Origin of the sequence: Pedobacter sp. 22226 (assembly GCF_052045455.1) — a bacterium.
Classification (GTDB): Bacteria; Bacteroidota; Bacteroidia; order Sphingobacteriales; family Sphingobacteriaceae; genus Pedobacter; species Pedobacter jeongneungensis.
The window spans coordinates 339,055-361,339 of the sequence record NZ_JBQEPB010000006.1 but is presented as its reverse complement, the minus strand read 5'-3'; the positions used below and the strand labels follow the sequence as shown (position 1 = coordinate 361,339).

General features: G+C 36.9%; 16 protein-coding genes and 1 tRNA gene. 14 read left to right on the top strand and 3 right to left on the bottom strand.

Annotation, left to right across the window (positions count from 1 at the left end; all coding sequences use genetic code 11):
* Positions 1-90: 90 nt before the first annotated feature.
* A complete protein-coding gene (locus tag ACTJKC_RS16155; RefSeq protein ID WP_440793494.1) occupies positions 91-2,406 on the bottom strand; it encodes a beta-galactosidase in 2,316 nt (771 codons plus the stop codon).
* A 563-nt stretch (positions 2,407-2,969) separates the two neighbouring features.
* On the opposite strand from ACTJKC_RS16155, the gene ACTJKC_RS16150 reads away from it, so the two are divergent.
* The 11 genes from ACTJKC_RS16150 to ACTJKC_RS16100 all read left to right on the top strand — a co-directional run bounded on the left by ACTJKC_RS16150 (position 2,970) and on the right by ACTJKC_RS16100 (position 18,456).
* Entirely contained in the window at positions 2,970-4,784 is a 1,815-nt protein-coding gene (locus ACTJKC_RS16150) for a type VI secretion system Vgr family protein (protein ID WP_440793492.1), read from the top strand.
* A 1-nt stretch (position 4,785) separates the two neighbouring features.
* Complete coding sequence (locus tag ACTJKC_RS16145) at positions 4,786-6,015, top strand: hypothetical protein (protein ID WP_440793490.1); 1,230 nt, start codon at positions 4,786-4,788, stop codon at positions 6,013-6,015.
* 315 nt (positions 6,016-6,330) lie between these two features.
* Positions 6,331-7,140: a hypothetical protein gene (locus ACTJKC_RS16140; RefSeq protein WP_440793488.1), complete on the top strand. Its 810-nt coding sequence runs from the start codon at positions 6,331-6,333 to the stop codon at positions 7,138-7,140.
* Positions 7,141-7,151: 11 nt separating this feature from the next.
* A complete protein-coding gene (locus ACTJKC_RS16135) occupies positions 7,152-10,739 on the top strand; it encodes a PAAR-like protein (RefSeq protein WP_440793486.1) in 3,588 nt (1,195 codons plus the stop codon).
* Positions 10,740-10,744: 5 nt separating this feature from the next.
* The gene (locus tag ACTJKC_RS16130) at positions 10,745-11,935 is read left to right on the top strand and encodes a hypothetical protein (protein ID WP_344851106.1); all 1,191 of its coding nucleotides are present in this window, start codon (positions 10,745-10,747) and stop codon (positions 11,933-11,935) included.
* A 384-nt stretch (positions 11,936-12,319) separates the two neighbouring features.
* Positions 12,320-12,631, top strand: a complete 312-nt coding sequence (locus ACTJKC_RS16125) for a hypothetical protein (RefSeq protein ID WP_440793484.1) — start codon at positions 12,320-12,322, stop codon at positions 12,629-12,631.
* Between the two features lie 522 nt (positions 12,632-13,153).
* Entirely contained in the window at positions 13,154-14,398 is a 1,245-nt protein-coding gene (locus tag ACTJKC_RS16120) for a hypothetical protein (protein WP_440793482.1), read from the top strand.
* Between the two features lie 45 nt (positions 14,399-14,443).
* The gene (locus ACTJKC_RS16115; protein WP_440793480.1) at positions 14,444-14,683 is read left to right on the top strand and encodes a hypothetical protein; all 240 of its coding nucleotides are present in this window, start codon (positions 14,444-14,446) and stop codon (positions 14,681-14,683) included.
* A 123-nt stretch (positions 14,684-14,806) separates the two neighbouring features.
* Entirely contained in the window at positions 14,807-15,661 is an 855-nt protein-coding gene (locus tag ACTJKC_RS16110) for a hypothetical protein (protein WP_440793478.1), read from the top strand.
* 32 nt (positions 15,662-15,693) lie between these two features.
* Positions 15,694-15,996, top strand: a complete 303-nt coding sequence (locus ACTJKC_RS16105) for a hypothetical protein (protein ID WP_440793476.1) — start codon at positions 15,694-15,696, stop codon at positions 15,994-15,996.
* Positions 15,997-16,524: 528 nt separating this feature from the next.
* Complete coding sequence (locus tag ACTJKC_RS16100) at positions 16,525-18,456, top strand: LTA synthase family protein (protein WP_440793474.1); 1,932 nt, start codon at positions 16,525-16,527, stop codon at positions 18,454-18,456.
* A gap of 39 nt (positions 18,457-18,495) precedes the next feature.
* On the opposite strand, the gene ACTJKC_RS16095 is transcribed toward ACTJKC_RS16100, so the two are convergent.
* Positions 18,496-18,990, bottom strand: a complete 495-nt coding sequence (locus tag ACTJKC_RS16095) for a DUF416 family protein (RefSeq protein WP_440793472.1) — start codon at positions 18,988-18,990, stop codon at positions 18,496-18,498.
* A 180-nt stretch (positions 18,991-19,170) separates the two neighbouring features.
* On the opposite strand from ACTJKC_RS16095, the gene ACTJKC_RS16090 reads away from it, so the two are divergent.
* Positions 19,171-19,977 (top strand): DUF6597 domain-containing transcriptional factor, encoded by an 807-nt coding sequence (locus ACTJKC_RS16090; protein ID WP_440793470.1) that lies wholly within the window; start codon positions 19,171-19,173, stop codon positions 19,975-19,977.
* A gap of 74 nt (positions 19,978-20,051) precedes the next feature.
* Complete coding sequence (locus tag ACTJKC_RS16085; RefSeq protein ID WP_440793468.1) at positions 20,052-21,008, top strand: nitrilase family protein; 957 nt, start codon at positions 20,052-20,054, stop codon at positions 21,006-21,008.
* Positions 21,009-21,120: 112 nt separating this feature from the next.
* On the opposite strand, the gene ACTJKC_RS16080 is transcribed toward ACTJKC_RS16085, so the two are convergent.
* A tRNA-Lys gene (locus ACTJKC_RS16080) sits at positions 21,121-21,193 on the bottom strand.
* 423 nt (positions 21,194-21,616) lie between these two features.
* On the opposite strand from ACTJKC_RS16080, the gene ACTJKC_RS16075 reads away from it, so the two are divergent.
* The gene (locus tag ACTJKC_RS16075) at positions 21,617-22,249 is read left to right on the top strand and encodes a Crp/Fnr family transcriptional regulator (RefSeq protein WP_344853969.1); all 633 of its coding nucleotides are present in this window, start codon (positions 21,617-21,619) and stop codon (positions 22,247-22,249) included.
* The last annotated feature ends 36 nt before the right edge of the window (positions 22,250-22,285 follow it).

Below are 22,285 nucleotides of genomic sequence, written 5' to 3'. Positions count from 1 at the left end.
TATTTCTGAACAAACGTTTTACTAGCTGTTATTTCGCCCTTTTTCTCTTCAAAACCACTTCATCTACAGCGCATTAATAATCATTTTAGTTTAAAGGTTTTTAAATGGTTTCTGGTTAAAATATAACCTGTAATCTTTAATCCTTCCATTGGCGTTATCCTGCCTTGGCAGTAATTTCAATCCTTTAATATTGTAGCTTTTGCCCAGGTCGATTACGATCTGATGCGGTGGTTTTGGTGATTTATTTTCCCACTGGGTATGCCAGATACTGGTAAACTGCAGGTCGAAAACATTGGCTGCATTTCCGTCATCGCTGCCAAGTTCTTCGCTATCTGCAAAAACAATTTTCCAATCGTTACGCGGAATTTCATTGCCTTTATCATCAAGCAATACAATTTCTGCAACAGAGGTGTATGGTTGCCCTTTCTGTTCTGATAGTGCTTCCAGGCAGAAATACCTTGCTGTTATTGGTTTAAAATTTACTGTTTGCCATTTATTATCATTAGAAAAGGTGCCTTCGGTATAGGGCTGTTGTGCATCGGCAAGCCACTTCTGATTGGCTTTACGGTGTAATTCGGGCTGTTTTTCGTTTACTACATCTAAAATGGGTTTGTCCAGAAAGCTTAAATCCGGTTTTGCATTTCCGAATAAATCGAAAACCACCACTTCGTTTTTACCTTTTTTAAGCCAGCTGCCCGGCACCAGCATGGTTTGTGTAGGGCCGATATTCCAGTATCTGCCCAAACACATTCCATTTAACCAAACTAATCCCTTATTCCACTTACTCATGTCGAGATAAGTATCCTGCTGTTTATCAGCATTAAAATTTCCTTTATAAAATGCTGCTGTTGCAGGCTGGTTTGTAAGCTTTTCGTAATGCAAGGGAATATTTACCTCACCCATCCTGACAGGATAATTTTTCCAGCCTTTTAATGTAATTTGTTTTCCGTTTTCAGTTAAAACTACCTCACCGTGTATGCCTTTTCTATCGTGCATCTGGTATCCATAGTTTACACGACCTGTAGCCTCCACCAAAATTCTTAATGTGCTTTTAGCAGTTCTGGCCGGAATTTCGATGCTGAATTTATTTTTTCTTCTATCCAGTTCACCTATTTTTTTGCCATTAATGTACACCAGGGCATAATCGTGGATATCTTTAAAAGTCAAAATAGCTTTTTTGCCAGCAGTTAAAGCCGTTTCGTACAATACCGCGCCAAAATCCAGGTTTAAATCTTCCATTAGCAAGGCTGTATCTACTAATACGGGTTTAGGGAGGTTTTTGGTAAGCACAGCTATTGATGAAAAAGTAACCGGTTGTAGTTTCTGTATTTTGTTTGCTGCAGGTACTTCAGGCAGCACCTCCCCTTCCTGCAGGTAACCGGCAAAAAGCTTGCGGATGGCATAAAACTTCTCGGTGGCATTGCCGGCCTCATCAATAGGTGCATCATAATCGTAACTACTGGTTTGCGGCAGGTAAGGCGGTGCATTGGCGCCACTGTAGGTGCCAAAACTGGTACCGCCGTGTGCCATATATATGCTGAAAGATGCTTTCTGATCGAGCATATATTTCAACTCATTTACAATACGCTGCGTATCACCTTTGTGGTGCGGCCTGCCCCAGCTATCAAACCAGCCCGGATAATATTCGCCACACATTAACGGGCCTGTTGGCTGTATAGCCCTTAAGGCTTTAAAATTGGCCTCTGGTCCGCTGCCAAAGTTTACTACTGCAAATAACCCATCAGGATGATCGTTTTTTAACTGCGAAGGGCCATCGCAATGAAATAAGGGAACAGTAAAGCCGGCTTCTTTTAAATCGGTCTTAATGATGTTCATATAATCCTTATCGTTGCCATAACTCCCGTATTCGTTCTCTACCTGCACCATGATAATATTACCACCATTATTAACCTGTAAAGGTGCCAGCTGTTTGCCTACTGCTAAAAGGTATTTTTTCGACCTTTCTAAAAAGTATGGATATTGTGTGCGCAAACGAATGTTTTTATCTTTAAGCAGCCACCAGGGGAAGCCACCAAACTCCCATTCGGCACAAGAATATGGCCCGGGCCTCAATATTACATACAAACCCACTTCTTTAGCCAGTTTGCAAAATTCTGCCGCATCGCTCTGGCCCGTCCATGTAAACTGATCAGGTTGTTTCTCATGCATGTTCCAAAATAAATAGGCACATACCGTATTTAAGCCCATTGCTTTTGCCATTTGCAAACGTTGTTTCCATTCGGCCTTTGGTATGCGGGCAAAATGCATCTCGCCACAGCGTATTACATAAGGCTTGCCATTAAGTTCAAAAGCATCGGCACCTATAGTAAAGGTAGTTTGTTTTTGGGCCCAGCCATTTACATTCAGGCTGATTAACAATCCTATAGCAATTATATTTTTAAGCAAAAGGGCACGCATTTGTTTAGGTTATGTTGGGTTTTGTTGATTTGTATTTTTAAAAGTAGAACAAGCAAATGAGCAAAACAACATAAATAACAGCGCAAACGATTGACTAATTTTTAGGTTACACATTTTAACTAAGCCTAACGAACGCACTTATTTCGCAATTGTATTTAACCCATTTTTAAAGAAATAAATTGATTTTTAAAAGGCTGGGTTATTAACTGGAAGCTTAAAAACAGATAAAATATAAAATGCTTTTAATCATCTAATTTTTAAAAAGATGTAGAAGTATTTCCACAACTACAATATAGAGTGTGGAAAATTAGCATAATACCCAGATATTTTTTTTCATACACATGCTCAAATATTTTCTTTAATATATTATTCTTTGAGCGCCATAATCTGCTTTAAATCACAAAAAAGAGCACTTTTTCTCAAAACAACTTCTTTCACGCAAACACAAAATACTTAAAATCAGGCTATCACAAAACAATTTGGACAAAATTTTGCAAGAGTGTAAATGCAGATTGCATTTATATCTGGTTTTCTAATTCTAACCTCTTATTATGGGAGACAAACTCATTACCGAAATCAATATCGAAGGCAAGGCCATCAAACACTTTGATTCGTTCGACCTGGAACAAAAATTTAACGGACATCATTATTTCAAACTAAAGTTCAGGCAAAACCAATTGGGTTTGCCGGGACTTATTACGCTTGATAACAGCCGCGATTTTGTTGGCAAAACACTTACAGCTTCTTTTGGATATGAAACTGATAAATTACAGGAATTTACAGGGTTGGTTACCAAAATATCGCTTGATCAAAGTCATGGTTATCATGGCGTACTCGTTGTGAGTGGCTACAGTCCTACCATTTTAATTGAACATGGAGCAGATCTGGGTTCTTATCTTGATAAAAGTTTAGAAGAAATAGTAGCGCTGACCACAAAAGATATAGCTAAAAATGATCTTAAAATAGTAACCAATACTAACCGCAAAATCCCTGTCGATTATCTTATCCAGTACAAGGAGAGCGATTTTGAGTTTTTAAACCGTTTATCGGCCGAATATCAAGAATGGTTTTTCTATGATGGGAAACAACTCAATTTCGGCAAACCAGATGAACAAAAGGAAATACAACTGTTTTATGGTCGCGATGTGCAGGATCTGCAATATGCCATGGAAATTTCTCCGATCAAAAATAAAAATTTCACGTATTACCACAATGAAGACGAGATTTTGCAAAGTGAAAGCACAGGCAAAACAGACGGCATACCTGACCTTGCACATGCAGTTCGAACTGCTAAGCAAACCTTTAGCAAGACACATCATCAACAGGTACAAATCGCTATAAACAGTAATAAGGAAATTAAAACCTATACAGAAAACGAGGAAAAAGCCAATGCATCAAAGTTTTTAAAAATCAATGCCAAAGGCGATAATGCAGCATTAAGCATTGGTTGCGTTGCCGAAATCATGATGAGCATAAAACAGGAACTTGCTTTCATCACCGAAAGCCTGGGTAAATTCCTGATTACCAGTATTCATCACCATATTGATGTAGCGGGCAAGTACCATAATACTTTTGAAGGTTTAGTCGCCTCAACAGAATATCTTTTGGTAAAAAATTATAAAAGGCCAAATCCGCAGATGCAGCTGGCTGATGTGGTGGATAATAATGATCCGCTTGGCCATGGCCGGATTAAGGTGAGGTTTAAATGGGAATGCCTCAACAACGATGTTACTGATTGGTTAAGGATAATAACACCAGATGCAGGCAGCAGCGCACAGGTAAATACAAACAGGGGTTTTGTATTTGTTCCCGAAGTTGGCGACCAGGTTGCTGTAACTTTTGAAGAAGGAAATATTGCCAGACCCATTGTAATGGGGAGTATTTTCCACGGTTTAAATGGTGCGGGAGGTGATGAAGATAATCATTTGAAAACAATTGCAACCAGAAGTGGGCATACGGTTGAATTTAATGACACTGCGGGTGCTGAAACCATTACCATTACCGACAAAAACCACAATATCATCAGATTTGACACCAGCGCATCAAGTATCGAAATCAGCGCACCAGAAAACATTAACATTACGGCTAAGAATATAACCATTAATGCTGAACAAAACATTTCAATAACTGCCGGAGAACATCTTTATTATAATGCCGGAGGAAACATTACGAGCAATGCGGGCGAAAACCATTCGGTAATGGCAGAAAACATCAGCATGGTTGCTAACAATAATATTAATAAAAGTGCTTCCAATATCGAAAAAACTGCAGAACATATTAATTTAAACAGTACAAAAGAGAATATCGAGTTGCATAGCAGCAAAGAAATTGTAAACAAAAGCGGCAATAAAGTTAAATTGTTCTGACATGGGTACGATCAAATATATCAGCAAAACCATCACTGAAAATGCAGAAAGTACTAAGTGGTCTGCAACCAAAGGCGACATTAATTTAAATGCATCAAAAGAGGTGATGCTGCAGAGTGGAGATAAGGTTAAGTATAATCAGTATGAGCCTGAGGAGAGTAAAGCATGTAGCTGCAAAGTACATTCTAAAGTGAGAAACTTTAAAGAATTAGTAGCAATAGTGAAAGATGCCGAAGATATGTTGATCAGAAATGGTATTACTGAGGTAGGAGAAAGGATTAATACATTAAGAGGTATTTACTACGGTTCGTTATGGAGTGTCGATTATGCAAACGAAAAAAGTTCATCTAGAAATATAGCATTTACTGTATACACTGGCTCTAGTGTAAAGTACGACGCCAGAATAAAATTAAAATGTTCAGTTAATTGTAAAGGTAATTTATTTCATACGCTTTACTCATCAGCTGAAGTATTTGACACACCTTATAAAGCTTTAGATTTTGGACATTTAATTATTGGGCTAGATTCAAGAAGAAGTTGGGCATCGAGACGCGCGAAAATACCTACGCAAGGCGGTACGGGTTTGGAATTAAATACATGGGTAGGAGATCTGGGAGGAGGTGTTGGATTTTTATCGAATTTAAGAGTCACAAATTCAAAAAAAAGAGCAAAATCAATTTTTCCAGTTGGTGGAAGTAGTTATGGCTCAATGGTGAATTTGGAAGGTGATATTGGTGCATACGTAGCAGGAATGGATGAAAAATACCCAGAAAAGATTGTTGACTCAACCGCACATTTTAATACTATACATGAGATCCTACAAGATTACTTTATTAATAAATGGAATAATAGGGCATTCTATTTTATGGCCATGCTTGGGGGAAGAGTTAGTAACAATGAGATTAAGTATGAGAAGGAAACTTTAATTATGGAATGTGCTGATAAAATCGAAGATTTTGCTAGATGGTACCTCGGAAATAGAATGCGGGATAAAAACTCAGGTGGAATAGAAGATTTCGGGAAAGCGAGTCAGCATTTCAAACCTGTTTCTGAAGAAGTTGCTGCTATTTTTATTGAAGCTTTAATTCATACTGTAAAAAAACCATCAGATATGATCACTGCCAGAACTGATCCTAACCCAAAAAGACCAGGAGAATCTACATTATCAAAGGCTTATAGAGGTGGGCATGATTTATATGAAAAATTAAAGGAAAAATTACAGAAATATTAATGATGAAAATGTTTTGGAAAATCAATATTTACCTAAGCATCATCACATTTATGATATGCTTATTTTATTTGGCAAGTATAATTCGTTCATTAAACCTAAATAACGTTATTCTTTCTATTACCTCCATGTTTTTTTTATACGGTACATTTTTAGAGATCGTACAAATCCCGCTCTGTTTAATAGCACTTCTTTTCAACAACAAACCAAAAAGGATATGGCTATTCTTTTTAATGATGATTATCTTTTTTACAGTTAAAATAACACTATATGTATACATTTTAGGCAGTATCTAAAACTATCTAACTAAATGAAAAAATGAGTAAAATTCTATATAAACCTTTAGAAAAACCACTAAGCATGCTTTGCAAGGTTGAGATAACCGAGAAAACGGGTAATGATGAAGATTATTTTTTTAAAACTTTTAGTGTAGAAATTTTTCCACACAAAACTTCTTTTTGGTCTGGAAATCAAAATATAGATATTGTCCGTAAACCAATTTCGCCCAACAATTTACCAGATAATAATGCTGATGCCTTTGCCCAACAGGTTTCGGCAGTCTTGTATCAGTTAACCATAAAGCTCGGATTAAACGGTGTACCAAGCGCAGTTGAGAAACAACACGAACTGTGGCAAAAGTGGTTGAATATTAGAGAAAATTTAGCCGATACTTTTACAGGAGATTGGGTTGAACCGGCCCTAACAAAAGTGGATGTAAAAATGTTGCCTGGCGAGACCTTCACTCCATACATCATGCAAGACATATTTCTGAATGAATATTTTAGAAATATCTACGATGCTTCTTTTACAGGTAATGTTTTTTATAGCAAAAGAACTGTGCATGGCTTGTGCCCCTTCCCTATCCAGTTTAACGAAAAATGGTTGCTTCATACTTCTGACACTGAGCAATCGATTAATTTTTCAGGTAAGTGGGATAAAATTGATGATCAGTCAGGTTTTAAAAAGTGGCTTAAAAATAAAACTGATGATCGCCTCGGCGAAATCCGTGTTGAAGGACAATATCAGCTAGATCCTGTTACGGGTTGGTGTAATGCATTGGAAAGCTGCTATTTCTTAACCACAAACAGTTATAAAAAGACGCTTAAAATTACTTTAACCACCAATTAAATATAACCAAAATGGATTGGAGCACAGATCCTGAGCCAGTTAATGCTAAAGATAATATCACAGCTATTGATGCTGCCGATACCCTAAAGGGAGCAGGCCAGCCTGCCGTGCAGGATCCTGACCGTTCCATCCCGAATACAGAAATTACGGAGATTTTGGCCTGCCATGGTGCAAAATGCACCTGCGATCAGGCTTTCGATCCTTCTTACAAACCATTAAAAGTACTCAGCCATAATAAATACATAATTAACGATAACGGTGAAACCAAACTGATTGCCACCACTTTAGAAAATAAACTGCTCAACCTCAACTTTGGCCAGTGTAAAGTACCGGATCCGGGAAAACCCGTGCCCTGTACGGCCAAGCTGCAATGGAAAGATTATTACGAAAAAGTAGAGCTCCCCAACGGGGCTTATGTGCTAACCGATAAAAGCACGGCAATATGTACAGCAAAAGGCGGAAACATAAAAATTGTTCAGCATGGCCAACAGCTTGATATCACTCCCCGAGAACTCGAAAATGCCAGTGCAGGCAGCTGGGTAGCTGATGGCCCCTTGCTTACCGAGGAGTTTATGTACACCAGTGCGGTGGCAAAAAACAACGACGAAGACGGTGCGGCCGTAAAGTCAATTTCTCCATTAACTTATGGCAAACTGCAGCCGCTCAATAGCCCTGTTACTTTCAGGGCAGAATTTTACGGACAGCCCGGCGATGCCGAAAAGCAGGGCGTAAACTGGGTAATTTACGATACAAACGGCGAGCCCATGCAATTGCGGAGCGATGCCGGCGAAACCATCACCATTACCTTCAAAAAAGCAGGAATATACCTCATTGAGGCCTATGGCAAGGCAAATGGCGATAAAAAAGTAACCAGGGCTTATACCATCAAAGAAAACACGATCGATACGGTAACCGCGGTAGACGGAAAAACCAAAGTGAGGGTACAGGTACCTGTAACATTCAGGCTGAAAAGCCTTTTCCCTGGCCTGGCCGTACCCGGCGATATCAGTACCATTAGCTGGGAAGTAACCAAAACAGGTGGTACCGGGGTGCCTAAACTGTTAACCCCAAGCGGGAACATTACCCAGGTCATCTGTAATGATGAATGCACTTATGTGGTATCGGCCTGTTTTAACGGTGTCCCAAAACAATCAGAGCAGATCCATGCCCTGAGGAATGGGATTACATCGGTAATTGCCTCTGTTGAAAGTACGAGGGTAAAAGAACAGGTCATATTTAGCGTAAAAGACCATTTTAAGGTTTTGCCTGCCCTGCCCGAAGAAAGTACTGCGGTAAAATGGACATGTAAAGACGATAAAGGAAAGCCTGTTGAAGCATTTGAAACCAAAACTGGTGAGACGGTAAGCCATCAATTCGAAGAACCAGGCGAATACACCGTACAGGCCTATCTGGTACAGCCAGGAGCAAAGGTAGCGGTTAAAATAACCGTCGCCCAGCCCGCGCTTATACTCGCACAATGGGAATACCCCGAAGGTGGCAGAAAAACAAAAACGGGCTGGGGAGAAAAAAACCACGCTTACCTTAAATTCAAAGCGGCGGAAGGCATTACCGTTAACCTGGAGTACGGCTATATCGATGGTAATGGTAATGCCAGGGCCATGCACGTCATCAATGGTTTCAAGGTGCCCCAAAACCAGATACCCGATACCGCAAAATATCCTTTTGTACCACACGCAGCCCAATATTCAAAACTGTTAAAAGCAGGAACAGAATTTTATTTCAAGGTACATGCTGCCGATAAAAAATATGAAATTTTAAACGGGGATATCCCTCAGCCGTTGCAAAAACTAAAACTGGTTACAGGTGAAGAAATTGTAAGCATTGAATTTTTAACCGATGGCAAAGCAGTTATACAGGCCTTATACGGCAGTAAAATGCAATGCCGAATCCGCACCCGGAACCTGAGCACAAAAAACATCTCGGTAAAAATATACCGTAAAGAAAGCCGGCTGGGACTGGATAACCTTAGAAACGATACCCTTGTACACCATAAAGAATATCCCTTAAACCCTGACGGTACAGTTGAATTTGACTTCACCCTGGACAAAAGCTGGGAAAAAAGTTACAGCGAAAGGCTGCACCGATTTTATGCCGTGATCGGAGAAATGGAGTTTTTTGGTATCAGCAATACCCTGATGGCTTTTAAGAATGACGTGCCCGCAAATGGCGGCAAGGCACTGGTGGGGATTGGAAGGCAGGAAGGGCATAATACTGGCGGCTGCCCGAGGTGCAATAAGGATATTACCCCGGCAGAACTGAAGCAGATATTCGGGGACGCAGATAATGAAACACTCACAACAGTTGCCAATACCTACAACAAATATATGGCAGAACTTGGCATGAACACCTGCTGGGTAAAAGCACATTTCTTTGCCCAGATCAGAGTCGAATCTAGCACTAAACTGCATTTAAAAAGTGGCGAAAGCTTCAACTATTATTATGAAAGCTTAATAAATACGTTTGCAACATTTAAATCTGCAGAAGGGAGAGAAAAAGCAAAAGAATGGGGACGTGCCAAGTTGAAACCAACCTTGCCTGGTGTAGATTTAGAAAACCAGAAAAAAATTGCAAACTGGGCATATTCAAGAAATGGCGAAACGGGCAAACAATTAGGGAATAAAGAACCGAATGATGGTTGGAACTTTAGAGGAAAGGGACTAATTCAGTTAACCGGGAGAGATGCCTATGTTTATGCAAATGCATATACAAAAAAAGAAAATTTCGACATTATAGCCAATCCAGATCTAGTTTTGACAAACATTACTGCCGCAACATTATCATCAATGGCATTTTTCAAATGGAAAGGTCTAATTGCTATTAGTAATGGTTTTTCCATAAACATACTTGTTTCTAAAGGAGTAGGAAATGAAGTTAAAAAAAGTTACTCCGAAAAACAGAAAGCATTTGATGACTATACTTCAAGGATATTTAGAACAAAGGATTGTGATTGGAATAAGATTAGTATTAAAATTCTAGGTAATCGTGCACCTTGGATGGAAATTGCCTTAAATGAGGCAAAAGCAATGAAAGGATGCCTAGAAAAAGATAATCCAATGTATGCAAGGGCCAAGGCATACTTAAAATATTGCGACAACTATGAGGAGCCCACTCATCCTAAAAAAGGACCATGGTGCGCTGCGTATATGAATTGGTGTATTGGTAAAACGAAGAATTCGAAAACTAACCAGGCTTATAGTCATTCAAATTCAGCATCTTCTTTAGTGCCTATAGGTAATCCTAAATATAAGAAGATACCAGTCCCCATTTATGGATGCCTGGTTGTTTATAAAGCGACAAATGCATCAGGCGGCCATACAGGCTTTCTTTATGGAAAAACAAAGAACGGGCGATTTATCCTTATAGGGGGAAATCAAGGAGATTCTATTCGTTTTAGTGATTATGGATCTTCATTTACATATAATGGGATTATTAAAAAATTCGAAGGTTTTTATATCCCTGCCGATTATCAACCTAAAGATGCAGATAAATTAAATGATAAGGATATATATGCTGATGTAGCAGAAATAAATAAAAAATATGGCATTAAATCAAAAGTAAAAACGAACAAATCAAATTAGTCAAAATGAAGACAATTCAAATTATTGCTTTTTGCATCATCTTAACCGCTTGCAGAAATGAAAACAGAGAAAATAGTTTGCTAACAAATCAAAAAACACAAATTTCAACCATGCCGATAAAAGAGATTAAGGAAATAAAAGAGCATATTGAATTACAGAAAAGAGTAAATACTGAAGAAGAAGGGTTTGAAAATCCTTATTCAATGACTAGTAAAGATTTAGAACTGGCTTCAACAGTTATTTTTGAAGGATTGAAAAATAACGGCTTTAAGAAAACAACAGAGGAAGATTTTCTAAAACGGATTAAATTAATATTCGGAATAGAAAACAAGAAAAGCTCTAATTATAAAATTCATTCAACGAATATGTATATTTCCTTATATGGAAATCAAAATCTTCCTTATGAAGACTTGATAAAAAACGAATTTTATAATTCTATTGATACTCGAAATTATTATTTGATGCTAAAAAATCATATAATTATAGAACTTGAGTACTTAGAAGATATTATTAAAATAAGTAAAGATAATACTTATAAAATTATTGTTAAGCCCAATCTTGTACACAGGAATAAATATCTATTTAATAGTGACAAAGCAAGTTTGGCCTGGCTACTAAATAATGATAAACCTTTTTTAATAGCACTACTCGAAAAGTATGGATATGATAAAGATCCCAAAATAAATAAAATGGTGCTAGATTCTATCTATAAAGAATATACTCAAACAGGTCCAGTAAGAGGCCAATATATTGCTACGTTATTTTTCATTAAAGACAGCTATAATCAATTACAGATTAGAGAGGGTTTATTAAGATATGTTGAAGAAACCACAAGCTCAACAGACAATCGACTATTATATGCTTTAAGTGCCTTTATGGACTCTTTATATTCAGAAGATCGTGATCATATCTATAATGAAGACCCCTCTAAAAAATTTACAGAGCTAGAGAAAGCAAAAATAATAGCATACTTTACAAATATAGAAATTCCTCTTATTGAAAAGTATAAACAAGATCAGGTTATCTGGAACAATGCTACATCAACGTTCTATTACCTTGCACAAGAACAACCCCAAATGGTAGAATTGATTAAAAAAAATAATTATTTCGGTTTGCCTAAACTGAAAATCATGATTGATGAAACATTAAAACAAATTGAGGTTTACAACGAGCATTATCACGAAAGTAATCCATAAGCTTAATAATAATATTCCTTAAGCATATAATTTTGGGGTTCCTATGTTTTATAATGTCGATGAACCATTACTAACGTGTAGCTCCTCAGTAATACGTAGCGTGACACTTTGATTAATGGCAACTTAAATAAAAAAAACCGGTAAGCGCGACAGTCCTCCCTTTTCTTATTTCACCAAACATCATGAAGATGCTTATAAATATGGCCGTACCAAAGACCATGCGGCGGATCAAAAGATGATCGCCAACTTAGCCTACGCCGATAAAAACAGAAGTGTAGATAACAGGGTCGGAAATACCAGGAAGGTGATGGCTGGAATTTTAGGGGTAAAGGCCTGATCCAGCTTACCGGAAGGGAAAATTATACCAAAGCAAATGCCTATACTTTGAAATATGAAAAAGTAGATATCCTTAAAAATCCTGATATCGTATCCAAAGATATTAAAATAGCAGTACTAACCTCTATGGCCTTTTTTAAATGGAAGGGGTTGATTGCGCTTAGTAATGGTAGAACAAAAAACATTCAAATATCTATGGGAGTAGGCCATGAGGTTGGGAATAGTTACACCTTAAAACAGAGTTCATTTGATGAATTTACGTCAAAGACATTTAAGATTAATCTCTGTACATGGGGCAAAGCAACAAATATAAAACCCAGCAAAAATAGAGCTCCTTGGATGGTATTTGCGATAAATTAAATTGGCCAGAAAGCATTCAAAGGGGATATAATAATAAAAGAATACAGAATATTTTAGTGCATTAACTAATGGAAAGGGATCAAATGAGGAAACAAATTGGTGTAGGGCATTTGCAAGTTGGTGTTTTTATAAAGCTTCTATACCCCTCCTCCTCTGTCTTGTAGAGCCGCGATGTGGCAGTTCTGGAAAAATCTAGACCTATATACGGATCAGCGGCAGTTATTGATTGGGGTTCCAATGACTTAGCAAAACCAAATGGCCATAATTTTGCTGTTGGTGGTGACGGCCATATAACTTTTGTAATTGGGATTAGTGAAGATGGGAAATATTATTACTGTGTGTAGGTAGGAATCAGGGAGGAACTAAAGGGGCTAGAGAAGTTAGTATTTCGAAATATCCAAAAGCAGTGATTGATTGGTTTGTTATTCCACCAGATTACATACCCGAAGAAAATGAATATAATTTAAAAATTATGCATAGTACAACTGATATAGGAACAGAATTTACAACCCGAACTGAAAAATGAAAAGCAACACAAAAAAAGCAGCAATATATTTATTAATAATTATACTCTATTCTTGCAAAAATGAAAATAAATCTAGCCTTAATCAAGATACCAATACACTAACAATGGAAATTTTGAAAAAACAAATTGAAGCTGGAGCTTCAGCTGAAAAATTTGAAACTGACTATCCTAATTATAAATACACAGAACAGGACCTTCTGGCTACTCTACCAATTCTAAAAGAGCGATTGCGAGCCAGTGGTTTTAAATTTTTAAATCAAAAAGAATTCATTAACCAAGTAAGTTACGTATTTGGGAGAAATATTGATTTCACTTCAAATAATCCTTTTCTAATTTTAAACACAGAAGATAGATGCAATAAAACAGCACAATTTAGTAGAAATGATTTTTCGATCGAATTAAATCCGTTTTTATTCTATATCGCAAAAAGCGACAAATTATTGACAGAGCTATATGCATTACCTGAAATTTTTAATTATAAAGATGATTCACCAGAGATTTCAGCTTTTGAAAGTACTATGCCACTAATAAAGACCGATACTGATGGTGAAAAAATTAAAATATACCCTTGGAAGGACGTTGAATCAATTAGTAAAAAAAGAGAAAAAAATCTTCAAACCTTTATTCATCGAAACAAATATATCTTTAACAATGATAAGGCTAGCCTAGCTTGGCTATTGAATAATGATAAAATATTTTTGAAAACACTCGCTCTAAATTTTGGTTACGATAAGGATCCGAAAATAAATAAGATGGTCTTATCTTCTATTGTTAAAGAACATATTAATTCTACAGAATTTATAGGACAATTCTTTTTCATCAAAGATTGCAATAATAAATTACAGATAAGAAAGAATCTTTTAAAATATGTAGAGGAAAACACTAGCGCTACAGACAATAGATTTATTTATGCATTAGGTTATTATATGTTATCAATTTATTCTGAGGACCTGGATAAAATCTTCGACGAAGATCCCTCCAAAAAATTCACTGATGTAGAAAAAGCAGAAATTGTAGCCAACATTGCCAATATCGAAAACCCTGCAATAGAGAAATATAAATCTCTGGAATCATCAGATGTATGGAATAAGGCAGGCTCTTCATTATATAATATTTCGGTTTCGCACCCTGAAGTAATTAAAATAATAGAACAGCATAATTATTTCGGCCTGCCTAAGATGAAAGAGATCATAGCTAAGTTACAGGAAGAGGCTCCACCAACTGGTGCAGATCCGGAATAAGCCGTAAGGTTAGCCAATTTTAAACCCATAAGCAAGTAGTTGTTTATGGGTTTGCCTTTAAAAAGCATTCCAGAACCTATTTATGGCTGTTTCGTAGTTTATAAACATAAAGATGGAGTACATGGCCATACCGGTCTATTATACAGCAAAACACCTAAAGGAAAATATATATTACTTGGTGGTAATCAAAGCAATTCAATCCGTTTTAGTGAATATGGTGAATATACGAGTAAGAATAAACAGAAAAAATTATATGGTTTCTATATACCTGTTGATTATGAATAAAGATGCGGACAAATTGAGAGATGGTAATATTTATGAAAGCTCTGCAGTAGTAAACAAAAAATATGGCATTAAGCCAGCACCAAAAAAAGAGAATAAATCAAACTAAATTTTTAAATACAAAATATGAAAATAAATAAGAGATTGTTTTTTTGCATTATGTTATTAGCATTAAACAGCTGTAAAAACAAACCAACACAAAATGATTCTATTCTAAAAGAAGAAATACAAAAGCAAGATATGCCACTAACAATAATAGAAGAAATAAAGCAACATTTGGAATATCAAAAAAGATCAAGCAACGAAAATGAGGATATTGAAAATCCTTATGAAAGAAACTCAAGAGATTTAGAACTGGCCTCAATTGTAATCTTTGAAGGTTTAAAAAACAATGGATTTAAAGCTGTAAGTGACGAGGTATTTAATGAAAAAATTAAGGAAATATTTGGAATTGAGAATTTGAAAAATCTCCATTACAAAATACATGTTACAGATAGTTACATTACACTTTTTGGACAACAAAAAGAAGATTATAATTTCTTGATAAAAAATGAATTTGAGGGATTTGCTGATACTGAAAATTATTATCTCCTAAGAAAAGAACATTTATTTATGGAGCCTCATTCATTAAGGTACATAATAAAAATTAATAAAGATAATAGTTATAAAATTATTATAGAACCTTATCTTATTCATAGAAACAAATATTTATTTAATAACGATAAAGCAAGTTTGGCCTGGCTTTTAAATAATGATAAATCTTTTTTAGGTACCCTACTAGAAAACTTTGGCTATGACAAAGAGCCAAAAATAAATAAAATGATGTTGGATTCCACATACAATCGAAACCCTCAACGTGGAGAGTTAATTGCAAATTTGATTTTTATTAAAGATAGTTACAATAAATTTCAGATGAGAGAGGGCTTATTAAAATACATAGAAGATAATACTAGCGCAAAAGATAACCGTTATATTCTTTAGGAGATTTTGCATATGTATTATATGATGGCGATGTGAAAGACGATGCTTATAAAGTTTTTACTGAAGATCCCTCCAAAAAATTCACTGATGTAGAAAAAGCAGAAATTGTAGCCAACATTGCCAATATCGAAAACCCTGCTATAGAAAAATACAAATCTCCTGCATCTTCTGATGTATGGAATCTTCCGGGTTCTTCATTATACAACCTTTCGGTTTCTCACCCTGAAGTAATTAAAATAATAGAACAGCATAATTATTTCGGCCTGCCTAAGATGAAAGCGATTATAGCTAAGTTACAGGAGGAGGCTCCACCAACAGGTGCAGATCCGGAATAATGGAAATTTGAGATACACGTAGAAGAGGATAATTGCCCCAATAAATATCACCATGTTATTGGCCTGATAATTTGCAAACACAGGGGTATTACAAATTTGCCAATGCCAAAAGCCCATCCACGCTAAACCCGGTAGCAATGGAAATCCTTTTTATTGGCAAGGTATCTCCAATTATTACCCATATAGCCTGTTGCGCAATATTTCCAATAAAAAGATTGGAGTGTATAACGGGACTAAAGCACCCACGATGGTATGAACGTCCATTTTCAAATTAAACTCCCCGCGTGTGCTTTAGAAACACCTTAAAATACTATGCCGCCAGATTACCCTCTAAATTAATGAAACTGTCAAAAGAAAACTCACGGTTAAGCAACAAGACGATATTAATTAAATATTAAGTTAACAATTTATTAATATCTTTAGGCGCTAACCAAACCTTCAGAATTCCTTCAGAATTGGAACTTACCTTCGCCCAATACTTATACAATTGTGGCAGGTAAGCTAAAAACTTTTGGATTCGACCTTATAATGAGCATTAAACAACAAACAAACAAATTACTGAATAACAGATTTGGTCCAGTTTTTTTAGTTACCGCACTGTTATGCAGTATATCTTTACTCACCAGGCTGGCTTTACTGGTTTATAGTGCCTCATCTGTTGATTGGTCGGTACTTAACCTGATTAAAATTTTCACTATCGGCCTATTTTACGATCTTGCTGCAGCATCTTTTGCAGTAATACCCATTGTAATTTATTTATGGTTGCTGCCTTCTAAATGGTATAACCGTAAATTCAGCAGGGCATTGTTGTTTATTTATTTCTTTTTTGTTGTTTTCAGCCTTATTTTCAATGCCATTTCTGAGTGGTTTTTTTGGGAAGAATTTTCGGTGCGTTATAACTTTATAGCGGTCGATTATTTGGTGTACACTACAGAAGTGATCGGAAATATCCGCCAATCGTACCCCATAAATAGCATTTTGCTGGCTTTGGTGTTGCTGACGGCCGCAGTTATTTACCTTTTAAGGCCATATATAACTGCATCAACCACTTCAAAAAGCAGTTTTGGTAAACGAACAAAAATTGCTTTGATCCTTTTATGCGTGCCTGTTTTTACCTATTTCTGCGTAAGCCATAAATTAAAATACCTGAGCAAAAACCAATATGTAAACGAGCTTTCGGGCAATGGGATGTACGATTTTGGTTTCGCATTTTGGAATAACCAGCTCGATTACAACACTTTTTATAAAACGTTGCCCATTAAAAGGGCCGGATCTATTTTGAACCATTTACTTCAGCAGGATACCAGCCTGGCATTCAAAAATACTTCGAGAAAAATTGCTAACGCGGGTGCTGAAAATAAGATGAACGTAGTACTCATCAGTGTTGAGAGTTTAAGCGCCGAGTTTCTGGGTACTTTTGGCAATACGCAGCACATTACCCCGCAGCTCGATTCGCTGGCCAAAGAAGGATTGCTTTTTAATAATTTATACGCCTCGGGCACGCGGACGGTACGTGGTTTGGAAGCACTTTCGCTTTGCATCCCTCCCACGCCCGGACAATCGATTGTTAAACGTCCGGATAATAAAAACCTGTTTACTTTGGGTAGTATCTTCCGATCTAAAGGTTATAACAGCAGGTTTATTTATGGCGGTTATGGCTATTTTGATAACATGAACGAATTTTTCTCTAACAATGGTTATGAAGTAACCGACAGAAGTTCGTTACAGGATTCGGAAATTCATTATTCTAATATCTGGGGCGTGGCCGATGAAGACCTGTTTACCCTGTCGTTACGCGAACTGGATAAAGACTATAAAAACAAAAAGCCGTTTTTTGCACAGATTATGACGGTTTCGAACCACCGCCCTTACACTTATCCTGAAGGCCGGATTGATATTCCATCGCATACCGGCAGAGAAGGCGCCGTAAAATATACCGATTATGCAATTGGGAAATTTATCAGAGAAGCAAAGCAAAAACCCTGGTTTTCGAATACCCTTTTTGTTATTGTAGCCGATCATTGTGCATCCAGTGCAGGTAAAGTAGAGCTACCGGTTGATAAATACCATATTCCAATGATTTTTTATAGCCCCGGGCACATTGCGCCGGGTAAATTTGAGAAACTTACCGCACAGATTGATATTGGCCCTACTATTCTGGGTTATCTGAATTTTAGTTACGACAGTAAATTTTTCGGCCAGGATGTTTTTAAAATAAAAGACGGCGATGAAAGGGCTTTTATCAGTACCTACCAAAGCCTGGGTTACATTAAAAATGACAAACTGGTAATCCTCGATCCGAATAAAAAAGCGGTTACCTATAAACCTAATTTTACTACGGGGAGTGCAGCAACCCTGCCGGCAGATCAGCAACTAATTAACGAGGCGATATCGAATTACCAAATGGCTTCATACTTATACCAGAAAGGGCTGTACGGTTTCGAATCTAAAAAGAGATAATTGCCTGAACAGAAACCTATAGAAATTACAAACGATATACTATTTACTTAATTCCAGCTGATTATTCCACTCTTTCAATAATTCGGGGTGTTTTAACAATTCTTCTTCACTTAAATCGGTTTCCAGTTCGCTTAATTTAAAATCGATGGTATCGGTTATTACGCTGCTGATGTTTAATAAATGGTCTATTTCCGGATCGATCAGGTATTCTAAAAGTTCGAATACCGCACAACCAGCATTCAAGGCATAAGTTCCAGATGGATCAGTAAATTCTTCGGTATCGGGTAAAACTTCTTCCAGTTCAGTTAAAAGTTGATTTACCTTTTCTTCATTCACGCCATCCAGCACTGAATCCTTAATACATTGAATAGATTCTTTCAATATTTCAGGATTTCCCCACTTAAATTCATTGTAAAAATCGATGTAATCAGGTAAGAGCCTTTCGCAGATATCCAGTCCAAAGCCAATTAACCTGCTTTGAGGTAAAACCGTTAATTGCTGACTTAAGCGCTCGTAAAACCGGGTAGAATCCATATGATATTATTTTAGCAAACCGATTGACCTTTAAGCAATTAAAATCATTAAGAAAAACATTCCTCAATATTTAAATACATCAATGGCCAGGGCACAAAGATATGCGTAATTTTTACAGGCACAATTTTATTGCAATTAAACGATTTGCCTGCACGATGTTTCTCTTACATTTGCTTACGTATGCAATTACCGCCGCATCATTTACTCCAGGGACTGGTTAAACACTATCTGATTATTGATCAAAAAGTCAGCGTGGTACAATCCTACCGCATGTTTTCGGATGGTAATCCAGGAATCGTTTTTCATTTAAAAGATCCGTTTTTGCAGTGGAATAACGAAAATTCTGCAGTCATTAAACAACCCCGGAATTTTGTTTATGGGCAACTGAGCCATTATAACACCATAGTTACCCAAGGTGATTTAAAGATGATTGTTGTGGTGCTGGAACCTTATGCTCTATTTACCCATTTCCATACGGCGGCATATGAGTTAAATGACGAAACGGTACCTTTGGCCATTTTTTTTGGACAGGAAGCCCGTAATGTTGAAGAACAAATTACCACTGCCACATCTCCCGTTGAAGCCATCGCAATTATTGAGCGCTTTTTAATCAAGCGGTTAACTGCACAAAGAAATTTAAGTGCCGGTTTTAACAGGGCCATGCGTTGCATTTACCAGCACCATGGCTTAATCAGTATAGAAGATTTACTCCAAACAATCCCCATAACCGAAAGGCAGCTGGAACGTAAATTCTGCGAGCATGTGGGTACCTCGCCTAAAAAATTTGCTGATATCATTAAGCTGCAGCACTTTCTTAAATTACTTCAAAAACAACCCGATAAGGAGAAAATAGCCAATTTGATTTATATTTCTGGTTATTACGACCATGCCCACCTTAACCGTAATTTTAAAAAGATGACTGGTTTTACCCCAATCTATTATAAACAGACGCCGCAAATGCTGGCCATAAATCTGATGCAGGTATAAGGTGATTGATTGTCGGTTTTGTACAAATTTTTCATTATTGAGCTGATTAGTTTTGATCAGTTAAAATACTAAAAATGAAAAATTTTAAAATAGCTACCGCTCAGTTCGAAAACCGCAGTGGCGACAAGGCATATAACCTTTCGGTAATTGAAAAGCTTGCCAAAGAAGCCTCAGCTCAGGGTGCACAGGCAATTGCCTTCCACGAATGTTCAATAACCGGTTACACTTTTGCCAGGCACCTTTCTAAACAGCAGATGCTCCAACTGGCAGAAATTATACCTCAGGGATCAAGCATTATCCGCTTAACCGAAATCGCCAAAGAATTTAACATCGCCATTCTGGCCGGACTATTTGAAAAAGATGAAAACGATAATCTTTTTAAAGCCTATGTTTGTGTTGACGGGAATGGACTGATTGCCAAACACCGAAAGCTGCATCCCTTTATCAATCCACATCTTTTACCTGGCAATGCTTTTACGGTATTTGATTTATATGGATGGAAATGCGGCATACTGATCTGTTATGACAATAATATTATTGAAAATGTAAGGGCAACCACACTGCTGGGCGCACAAATTATTTTTATGCCGCATGTAACCATGTGCACGCCATCTACCCGCCCGGGTGCAGGCTTTGTAGATGCTAAACTTTGGGAAAATAAAAAAGCGAACAACGTTATTTTACGTGCAGAATTCGATGGCCTTAAAGGCCGCCAGTGGTTAATGAAATGGTTGCCTGCCCGGGCCTACGATAATGGAATTTACGCTGTTTTCGCCAACCCCATTGGCATGGATGATGATCAGCTTAAAAACGGATGTTCGATGATTATTGATCCTTTTGGAGATGTAATTGCCGAATGCAGGTCTTTAGGAAATGAATTTGTACTTGCTGAATTAAGTTCCGACAAGCTTACCGATGCGGGAGGATACCGGTATATCCAGGCCAGGAAACCAGATTTATATCAGGCTATACTTGGTAAGCCACACAAAAGCAATCAACAGGTTGCATGGCTTAAGAAGAAAACGATCTGATTGGCAGGATAAATTGAGGTTGTAAATCCATCTGCCGAATTATTCATTACAGAACAACCCTATATTTTATGCTATTAAACAAAAAAGCCTTACATTTCTGTAAGGCTTTCTGTGATCCCGCTGGGATTCGAACCCAGGACCACTACATTAAAAGTGTAATGCTCTACCAGCTGAGCTACGGAATCATTTATTTATGTCCCTTGCGGGGCTGCAAAGATAGAAATTAAATCTATTGTTGCAAAAGATAAATTTAAAATATTTAATATAAAATTAACGTTAATGAAACTCAAAGAGGTTAAATATTTATGAATCATGATGTTAAATTCATTTAAAAAAAATCTTATTCCCGGTATCTTTTTACTGCTTTACATCGAAATGAAATATTTTTTTTAAAAGAAGCCTGTTTAAAATATCCAAAACCTTTATATATCCTTTCCGATTTAATGTTGTAGCAAAAAAGTAAGTAAAAAGCAGAATCATTTCTTTTCACCTGAATCTATCCATGAACTAACCAACATTTTAACATTCCTGTTAGTTGTATGAACTGCTGATGATTTTTTTATTTTCATTATTATTTTCATTTTTACGGATACATTCGCTTTTCCCTAATGAATATTGAAAATATTTATGGTGAAGATAAATGGACTGCATTTGGTGGATTTTCGCCACTTATTACAGTCTTTAAGTCTTACCACCCGCTTAATCCCGAAATTGAAAACATTATTAACCGCTATACATTTCCTATACGCTTTGCAAAAAACAAACATATTGCATCGCCGTTAAAGCACAACCGTTATATCTTTCTGATTTTAGAAGGGGCAGTACATGGTTACCTTAAAATGGGAAATAAAAAAATTACCACATGGATTGCTGCAGAAAACGAACTGGCAGGAACAATCAGGAATTTGTGGGAGAATGAAATATCCGACGAATATATTGAAACGATTGATCCGGTGTTTGCGATTGCCATTCCGCATGAAATGTCGAAACTACTTTACGAAAATTTCCCCATCGCTAACTATGTAGGGCGTAAAATGACTGAAATTTATTTTCAGGGGGCAACCGAAAGAGCATTCATCTGCAGACTTCCTACTGCATTAAAACGTTACCAAAGGTTTTTAGTTTCTTATCCACACCTGATTAACCGTGTACCACTGAAGTATGTAGCTTCGTTTATAGGCATGCGGCTCGAAACACTTAGCCGAATCAGGAAACAGGCTTTAATTGAAGATGGTAAATAATTTTTCAACTCATAAGGGTTGTAACCCTAATAAAAA